This window comes from Neisseria sp. P0001.S005 (assembly GCF_051963715.1).
Genome location: NZ_JBQCTZ010000153.1, coordinates 1 through 8214, shown reverse-complemented (window position 1 = coordinate 8214; position 8214 = coordinate 1). Strand labels below are relative to the sequence as shown.

Annotated in this window: 8 protein-coding genes; 3 read left to right on the top strand and 5 right to left on the bottom strand. The window is 51.2% G+C overall.

Annotated elements, in window-relative coordinates; all coding sequences use genetic code 11:
* Positions 1-141: 141 nt before the first annotated feature.
* Positions 142-1464: a murein transglycosylase A gene (gene mltA, locus ACTHSP_RS15060; RefSeq protein ID WP_440346361.1), complete on the bottom strand. Its 1323-nt coding sequence runs from the start codon at positions 1462-1464 to the stop codon at positions 142-144.
* 89 nt (positions 1465-1553) lie between these two features.
* Positions 1554-2126 carry an RDD family protein gene (locus ACTHSP_RS15055; RefSeq protein WP_440346360.1) on the bottom strand — a complete coding sequence of 191 codons (573 nt, stop codon included), beginning with the start codon at positions 2124-2126 and terminating at the stop codon, positions 1554-1556.
* 242 nt (positions 2127-2368) lie between these two features.
* On the opposite strand from ACTHSP_RS15055, the gene asd reads away from it, so the two are divergent.
* The gene (asd, locus tag ACTHSP_RS15050) at positions 2369-3484 is read left to right on the top strand and encodes an aspartate-semialdehyde dehydrogenase (protein ID WP_440346359.1); all 1116 of its coding nucleotides are present in this window, start codon (positions 2369-2371) and stop codon (positions 3482-3484) included.
* An 89-nt stretch (positions 3485-3573) separates the two neighbouring features.
* On the opposite strand, the gene ACTHSP_RS15045 is transcribed toward asd, so the two are convergent.
* Positions 3574-4371 carry a factor H-binding protein gene (locus ACTHSP_RS15045; protein WP_314511275.1) on the bottom strand — a complete coding sequence of 266 codons (798 nt, stop codon included), beginning with the start codon at positions 4369-4371 and terminating at the stop codon, positions 3574-3576.
* Between the two features lie 198 nt (positions 4372-4569).
* Between ACTHSP_RS15045 and ACTHSP_RS15040 the strand changes: the two genes are divergently transcribed.
* Positions 4570-5052, top strand: a complete 483-nt coding sequence (locus ACTHSP_RS15040; RefSeq protein ID WP_003747727.1) for a dihydrofolate reductase — start codon at positions 4570-4572, stop codon at positions 5050-5052.
* Positions 5053-5135: 83 nt separating this feature from the next.
* Here the strand turns inward: ACTHSP_RS15040 and ACTHSP_RS15035 are convergent, their stop codons facing one another.
* Complete coding sequence (locus tag ACTHSP_RS15035) at positions 5136-5402, bottom strand: DUF3079 domain-containing protein (RefSeq protein ID WP_003686685.1); 267 nt, start codon at positions 5400-5402, stop codon at positions 5136-5138.
* A gap of 167 nt (positions 5403-5569) precedes the next feature.
* On the opposite strand from ACTHSP_RS15035, the gene ACTHSP_RS15030 reads away from it, so the two are divergent.
* Complete coding sequence (locus ACTHSP_RS15030) at positions 5570-6025, top strand: GNAT family N-acetyltransferase (RefSeq protein WP_070873670.1); 456 nt, start codon at positions 5570-5572, stop codon at positions 6023-6025.
* 68 nt (positions 6026-6093) lie between these two features.
* Here the strand turns inward: ACTHSP_RS15030 and dinG are convergent.
* The coding region (gene dinG / locus ACTHSP_RS15025) for an ATP-dependent DNA helicase DinG (RefSeq protein ID WP_440346358.1) at positions 6094-8214 on the bottom strand (2121 nt) is incomplete at its 5' end.

Sequence of the window (8214 nt, the reverse complement as noted above, 5' to 3'; positions counted from 1 at the left end):
GCGACAGAACCCGGCTTACCGTCCGAGCTGTATGTCCCCATACCGCGGCAGGTTTTTAAAACCTGCCGCATTTTTATCGAAATAAAAAGGCCGTCTGAAACCTGAATCTTGGTTTCAGACGGCCTTTTTTTAAACCGCTGTTTATGGACGGTATTCCGGTTTCATGCCGTTGGGCAAAAGCTGCCATACATAGCCGGTGGTTTTCATTTTGCCGGCCACTTCGCCTGCCTCGTCGCCATAGCCCCAGAAATAATCCACACGGACCGCGCCTTTGATCGCGCTGCCGGTGTCTTGCGCCATAATCAGGCGGTTGAGGGCTTTTTTGGTGGTCGGATGGGCAGTGGCGACAAATAATGGTGCACCAAGCGTGATGTAGTGGCGGTCGATAGCACCGGCGTATTCTCCCATCAACGGCGTACCTAATGCGCCCACCGGGCCGGAATCGCCGCTACCGGTCAGCTCGCGGAAGAAGACGTAGCTTGGGTTTTGCCCCAAAACTTCGGCAAGGCGGCCGGGATTTTGCTTCATATAGGCCTTGATGCCCTGCATGCTGGTCTGACCCAGCGGCAGATAGCCTTTATCCGCCATATAACGGCCGATGGAAACATACGGATGTTCGTTTTTATCGGCAAATCCGACACGGATGTATTTGCCGGACGGAGTTTTCAGACGGCCTGAACCTTGAATGTGCATAAAGAAAAGTTCGACCGGGTCATCTGCATAACCCAAAATCGGCGCTTTGCCGTTAAGCGCGCCGCCGTTGATTTGGCTGCGGGTGTAGTAAGGAACAAAACGGCTGCCTTCAAAACGGCCTTTCAGCGCAGTGCTGCGTGCTGTAATCGGGAATCTGGACAAGTCGGCCGTGTATGTGCCGCTGTTGTCGATGACGCCGCTGTTTTGGCCGGTTTGGCGGATGCGGACGGTGGCTTTGCTGCCCCTCAAGTTTGCAGCCAGCGGAACGGAAACAAAATCGTTCGGAATGCCGTAAATCGGGAAACGGGATTGGCTTGTGGCTTTGTCGTCGCCGTGCAGGACCGGTTCGTAATAGCCGGTAATGGTGCCGGCAGGATTGCCGCCGTTATCGACGCGCCATGCGGTGAAATAGCGTTCAAAGAAGTGTTTGGCTTGGAAATGGTGCACCGGTGTTTGCATGGCTTGGATACAAACGTCCTGCCAGCCTTGGCGGTTTTTAAGTTTTTCACAGCCTAAACGGAAAGACTGCAGGCTTTTGGTAAAGTGTTGGAGGTCCCAGTGCGGCAATTCGTTGTAGGAAACTACGGTGTAGTTTGCTCCTCCCCCGCTCACTGTCGTACCGATGGGATCGGGCGTACCGGTGGGGCGGTCAGGGCCTTTGATAACGCTGGTGTCGGTTTCGGGGAGGTTTTTAATGCTTTTGCTCGGACAGGCGGCAAGAATGGCTGCGGCAATACTGACGAGCGTGATGCGGTACAGATGTTTTTTCATGGAATCAATAGCGTGTCGAAAGGCCGTCTGAAAGCTATTTTTCAGACGGCCTATGTTGGAAAGTGCTGATTTTAACACAAAAAAGCCATTTATCGGCGCGGCGGCAATTTGACGACAACCGTATCGGCCAGCATATCGTAGAGCGTGCGGCGGTCGCGTTTGACGGAGAAGAGCATGATGAAGTTGATGAAAGTCATAAGCAGAGAAACCAAATCTCCACCTGTTTCATTTACTGCCAACATTACTGCAATGACTATAATACCGACAATAAATGACCAAGCCACTTCGCGTATCAAAACCGTACCACCAAAACCCGGATTGCTACCGTCACTTTTTAACACCCGGATGCCCATAATTTTTTTACCTAAAGACTGGCCGTCTCGGCTCATGTAATACAGTTGGAAGATACCAAAAACCAAATAGACAGCCAAAGAAATAAAAAATGTTATGACTGCATAGTCAGGGGTATTAGAAAGAGAAGACTCTGAAACCAATTCTTTGCTTTCATCAAAAGTGAAAACTACCATCACAATAAATGGTACCCATATCAAAACATTAAACAAATTATTCAACAAATATGCCGCAACCCTCGCCCCCGGCGAAGCAATATGGACATCTACTATTTCTGTTTTAGGCAAATCCGACAAATTGATTTCGCTCATTTAATCTTCCTCTGTGCTATTTAATGAGATGCAATTTCATTGCCATCTTAACCTATTTTTCCATCATTCTAAAAAATTTCGATAAAAACCTTTACATTTTCCGCAGACGGCGTTAAAACGTTTGTTTTCCCCTTTGTTATAGTGGGTTAACAAAAATCTGAACAAAGCGGCAAACCATGCCGTTCCGATTTTTGTTAATGCACTATAAAACTTATCAGGATTTTCTTCTCAAGGAGTAGCACATGAAAGTAGGTTTCGTCGGCTGGCGCGGTATGGTCGGCTCTGTTTTGATGCAGCGTATGAAAGAAGAAAACGACTTCGCCCACATTCCCGAAGCGTTTTTCTTTACCACTTCCAACGTCGGCGGCGCTGCCCCTGATTTCGGTCAGGCAGCCAAAACATTGTTGGATGCCAACGATGTTGCCGAATTGGCAAAAGTGGACATCATCGTTACCTGTCAGGGTGGTGATTACACCAAATCCGTCTTCCAACCCCTGCGCGACAGCGGCTGGAACGGCTACTGGGTTGACGCGGCATCTTCCCTGCGCATGAAAGACGACGCGATTATCGTCCTCGACCCTGTCAACCGCAACGTCATCGACAACGGCCTCAAAAACGGCGTGAAAAACTACATCGGCGGCAACTGTACTGTTTCCCTGATGTTGATGGCTTTGGGCGGTCTGTTCCAAAACGATTTGGTCGAATGGGCAACCAGCATGACCTACCAAGCCGCTTCCGGTGCGGGTGCGAAAAACATGCGCGAACTCATCAGCGGCATGGGCGCGATCCACGCCAAAGTGGCAGACGAGCTTGCCGATCCTTCCAGCGCGATTCTCGACATCGACCGCAAAGTGTCCGATTTCCTGCGCAGCGAAGACTATCCGAAAGCCAACTTCGGCGTACCGCTCGCCGGCAGCCTGATTCCGTGGATTGATGTGGACTTGGGCAACGGCCAGTCCAAAGAAGAATGGAAGGGCGGCGTAGAAACCAACAAAATCCTCGGCCGCAGCGACAATCCGACCGTAATCGACGGCTTGTGCGTACGCATCGGCTCTATGCGCTGCCACAGCCAAGCCCTCACCCTGAAGCTGAAAAAAGACCTGCCTGTTTCTGAAATCGAAACCATTTTGGCAGGCGCGAACGACTGGGTGAAAGTCATCCCCAACGAAAAAGAAGCCAGCATCCACGAGCTGACTCCCGCCAAAGTTACCGGCACACTGTCTGTTCCTGTCGGCCGTATCCGCAAACTGGAGATGGGTGGCGAATACATCAGCGCGTTCACTGTCGGCGACCAACTCTTGTGGGGCGCTGCCGAGCCGTTGCGCCGCGTATTGCGCATTATCTTGGGCAGCCTGTAATTTAGGTTGACATGAAAAAAGCAACGGTTTGAGCCGTTGCTTTTTTTGTCAGAAAAAGGCCGTCTGAAATGTTCAGGCGGCCTTGTTTCCTATTCTTTTTTACCGGCCAAACCGATTTCTTTGGTGGAATCGCCAACTTTGATTTGCGCCTTACCGGCAATTTCTTCAGCCTGCGGACCAAAGAGTTTCAAATCATAACGGCCGTTTTCGATACCGTTCAAACTGGTTTTACCGCTGATGGCAGCTTTGCCATTGTTATTGGCAATGCCTGCGGCAAGCAGGTCGACATTATTGTGGGAAGCCATGCTGCTGATTTTGCCGTAACCTTGTTTTTGATCGAAATCGACGGTGTATTTCAGACGGCCGCTGCGGTCGTCGCCGTTAAACGCAATACCCGAATACTGATAGCTGCCTTGTTTGGGCAAATTGCGATACGCAGTTTCATCGCCTTGGACTTCGCCGACGGTGAATGTGTATGTATCGAGGTTTTGCAGCTTGCCTGCGTCATCGGCTTTTTGTTTGGCGTAACGCGCGGCAACAGTGGAATAATTTTGTTTATACACTTGGAAATCACCCGTTTCCAAAGTGATGACTTGGCCGTTTACCTTAATTTTTTGGGCGTAGTCGTAAGAAGATACTTTATCGGTTTTCAAAAAGCCGGTATCGAGTTTGCCGCCTTTTTGCAGGGTTTGCGTTTTACCGTTAGCCATCAGCTCCAACGTACCGTTTTCAGGGACAGATTCGTTCAATTCAACGGACAACACACCTTTCGGATGCGGATTGAGCGGCTCGGTCACGGCATTCGACAAGCCGCTTGTTGCGCCGCCGCAGGCAGCCAACATCAAAGACAGGGAAGCCGTCAAAGCAGAAATACGGAGGGTTCTCATCATTTTTTTCCTTTCCTTTTTTATTTGGTATGATATTTATCATATACCTAAAAAAATGAACAATAAATGATTTTTGTCAAAATTAAGTATTTTGAATATTGATTTTATAAATATTGAAACATTTTTAAAATATCGGGTATTCAGTCTATTCAAAGTCCCTTCCGCTATAATCATTTTATTTTACAAACGGATTTCATCATGCCGAAAATCACCCTTATCGCCGCCTACGCCGCCCGCCGCTGTATCGGCATCAACAACACCATGCCTTGGCATTTGCCCGAGGATTTTGCCTTTTTCAAATCCTACACCACCGGCAAACCCGTCATTATGGGCCGCAAAACATGGGAATCGCTGCCGCGCAAACCTCTACCCGGCCGTCAAAATATCGTCATCACCCGCCAAGCTTATCAGGCCGAAGGCGCGCAAACGGCGGCTTCTTTGGAAGATGCACTGGCTTTGTGTCAGGGGGTTGAAGAAGTCATCATCATGGGCGGCGCGCAAATTTATGCACAAGCCCTGCCGATTGCCACCGATTTGCGCTTGACCGAAGTCGGTTTGGATGTGGACGGCGATGCGTTTTTTCCTGAGTTTTCCACAGAAACATGGCAAGAAGCCTCTCGGGAAAATCATGTTTCCGCCAAAGGCATCGAATACGCGTTTGTGCATTATGTGAAGGCATAATCCGACAACGCAAAGGCCGTCTGAAACCCTGTTTTCAGGTTTCAGACGGCCTTTTTTTATCTCGTTTGTTTACGGCATACCGTTTAAGCCGTTTTGTTTTTCAAAGGCAGTTTGATATGCGGTTTGGCCGGCTTGGGTGCTTCTTTCAGTCCAAGCTCGATTTGCTGCTCTTCGCTCAACAAATTGCTCCAGTCGCCTTTTTTATACCAGTCGCGGCCGTCCAATTCGATGGGATGTTGGATGCGCTCGCAACCGTTGCCGCATTGCAAATCGTCTTCTTTGCAGTATTTGTCGCAACCCCAGCAGATACGCTCGGGATTTTTCGGGAAAATGGGAAATTTCTTGGCCATGATGTTCTTCTTTTGTTTGTGTGCGGTATGGACAGAATTATAAGTGATTTGAATGGGGCTGGCGGCGGGTTTATCGTGTTTTACGCTGATTTTTTAAGATGTGTTAACCTTTCAGACGGCCTATACTGTAAAAACTATCCCTATGCGGTACAACAAAAGGACCCAATATGAACATATGCCGTCTGAAGCCTGAATTTGTCGAGCCTTTAGCCCTCGCGCTGTTTGAGGAATGGCACGATTTTGCGCCGTGGTCGTCTCTGGACAAAATCCGTGCGTATTACGCGCAGTGCCTTAATGGGGATAACTTGCCGCTGGCGTTTGCGGCTGTGGATAAGGAAGGGCGGCTGATGGGTTCGGCGGCATTGAAGCGGTTTGATATGGCGTGTTTTCCCGAATACGAATATTGGCTGGGCGATGTGTTCGTTTTGCCGCAATTTCGCGGTTTGGGCGTAGGCAGGCAGCTGGTTTCGTTTTGTCTGGATAAAGCACACGAACTGGGTTTGCCGCATCTGTTTCTCTATACGCCGGATGTGCAGGCCGTGTATGAAAAGTTCGGCTGGAAAGAAATCACGCAGACTTGGCACAACGGGGAAACCGTATCCGTCATGAAATTGGATTTATAGCTTGAAAAGAATAAAAGGCCGTCTGAACATTTGGTTTCAGACGGCCTTTGCCTTTGAATTATCCACAACTACCCTATCCGTTTAAACGGCGGCAGACAGGCCAATAATTGTTGGCCGTAGCGTTGCGTTTTGACGCGGTTGTCGAGGATGGTCACGCGGCCGTAATCCTGTTCGGTACGGATAAGGCGGCCGACGGCTTGGATCAGTTTGATGCTGGCTTCAGGCACCGTAATTTCGATAAAGGGATTGCCGCCGCGTTGTTCAATCCAGCGGTTTTGCGTTTTCTCGATGGGGTTGTCCGGCATGGCAAACGGTAGCTTGGCGATAATGACTTGCACGCAGGCCGTGCCGGGCAGGTCGAGGCCTTCGGCAAAACTGTCAAGGCCGAAAATAATGCTGGCTTTACCTTCGGCAATGGCTTGATGGTGCCTTTGTAAAAGAACGGCCTTGGGCAACTCGCCCTGCACAAGCAGAAGTGGCAAGTATTCGTCAGGCAGGCGCAAGGCGACGTCCTGCATTTGCTTGCGCGAGGAAAACAACACCAGCGTGCCGATGGCTTCAACCGGCGAAACCAGCTTCGGCAACCATTCGACAATGGCGGCCGTATGCGCATCAGGGTCTTTCGGGCTGGCATGAACCGGCGGAATATACAGCTCACCTTGCGCATCGAAATTAAACGGGCTTTCCAAAGCAAGCGTGGTGGTTTCGGGCAGCCATAATAGGCCGGTTTGGCGCAAAATCAGGTTGAAGCTGCCGAGCGATTGCAGGGTAGCCGAAGTCAGCACCGCACCTGCCGCGCGCCGCCACAGATTGTTGGCAAGGTGGGATGCGCTGCTGATGGGGCTGGCGTTGAAAATATAGTCGTTTTTGTCGTCGGCACGGCGGGTTATCCATTTCGCCAACGGCTCTTCGCCCTCGATGGGAACGGTGGAGAGTAAATCCCAAACCGCACTGATTTGTTCGATACGGGCGATAAAAAGGCCGAACTCGCTGGTCAGGCGGTCGAGGAGCGCGCCGTCCTGTTCTTTTTCGCGGCGTGCGGCGGAAAGCGCATCGTTCAGGCCGATAACGTGTTTGAGCAGGCTGCGCGCAGCAATGGCCGTATTGGAAACCGTGGTTTCAAGGCCTTCGGGGATTTTGCCGTCTTCCCACAGCCAAGTCGGTTCGTTGTGTTTCCGCCTGTCATTTTCAGACGACCCCAGACTTAAAGACGGCTCTTCCACCAAATGGAACTGCCATTCGTGCAGGCTGTCGAGCAAGGATGTGGCAGCTTCGTCGGCAAGGTTGGCAAGTTCGGCTTTATCGGTCAGCGCGGCAATTTTGCCGGTAAGCTGCGGCAGTTTTTCCAGCGTCCAAACGGCAATATTCCATGAATGTTCGGCGGCAAAACGGCTGAGGGCTTTTTTGGGCAGGTGGTGCGCTTCGTCTATGCAATAAAAACTGTTTTCGGGCGCAGGCAGAATCACACCGCCGCCCATGCTGATGTCGGCAAGCAGAAGATCGTGGTTGGCAACGACGACATCGACGGTTTCCAAAACATCGCGCGCCAGGTAAAACGGGCATTCCGGACGGTTGGGACAGGCGGATTTCAGGCAGCCGTGGCGGTCGTTGGTCACTTTGAGCCAAATCGCGTCATCGATTTTTTCCGGCCAAGTGTCGCGGTCGCCATTAAAGCGGCGGGCGGAAAATTCATCGGCAATGTCGCGCAGCAGGTTCAATTCTTCCGGCTTGGGTTTGCTGTCCCACAACACTTCCGGCGCTTCAAAACCAAGCAGGTTTTGCTGGGCATTGTTTTGCGTCAGTTGATAGAGTTTGTAGGGGCAAAGATAACGGCCACGCCCCTTGGCAAGCGCAAAGGTCAGCTCCAAACCGCTTTTTTCGACCAGAAACGGCAAATCGCGGTCGACCAACTGCTCCTGCAAGGCCACCGTCGCGCTGCTGACAATCAGCCGTTTGCCGCGCGTTTGCGCCATGATTCCACCGGCCAAAAGATAGGCCAACGATTTACCCACGCCGGTCGGCCCTTCGATCACGGCAATGCTCTCGCCCTCGCGTTTGGGCGCTTCTTCGCCTTCTTCACGCGTCAACGTCCGCGAAAAAGCGTTGGCAATCGCCGCAATCATTTCCCGCTGCGAAGCGCGCGGACGGAAACCGGGCAGGTTTTTGCCGATGTTTTGGTAATGGTCGCG

What these genes read in the sequence shown, in the direction of transcription:
- asd (WP_440346359.1), top strand. Translation starts at nt 2,369, where the DNA reads ATGAAAGTAGGTTTCGTCGGCTGGCGCGGTATGGTCGGCTCTGTTTTG.
- ACTHSP_RS15040 (WP_003747727.1), top strand. Translation starts at nt 4,570, where the DNA reads ATGCCGAAAATCACCCTTATCGCCGCCTACGCCGCCCGCCGCTGTATC.
- ACTHSP_RS15030 (WP_070873670.1), top strand. Translation starts at nt 5,570, where the DNA reads ATGAACATATGCCGTCTGAAGCCTGAATTTGTCGAGCCTTTAGCCCTC.
- mltA (WP_440346361.1), bottom strand. Translation starts at nt 1,464, where the DNA reads ATGAAAAAACATCTGTACCGCATCACGCTCGTCAGTATTGCCGCAGCC.
- ACTHSP_RS15045 (WP_314511275.1), bottom strand. Translation starts at nt 4,371, where the DNA reads ATGAGAACCCTCCGTATTTCTGCTTTGACGGCTTCCCTGTCTTTGATG.
- ACTHSP_RS15055 (WP_440346360.1), bottom strand. Translation starts at nt 2,126, where the DNA reads ATGAGCGAAATCAATTTGTCGGATTTGCCTAAAACAGAAATAGTAGAT.
- ACTHSP_RS15035 (WP_003686685.1), bottom strand. Translation starts at nt 5,402, where the DNA reads ATGGCCAAGAAATTTCCCATTTTCCCGAAAAATCCCGAGCGTATCTGC.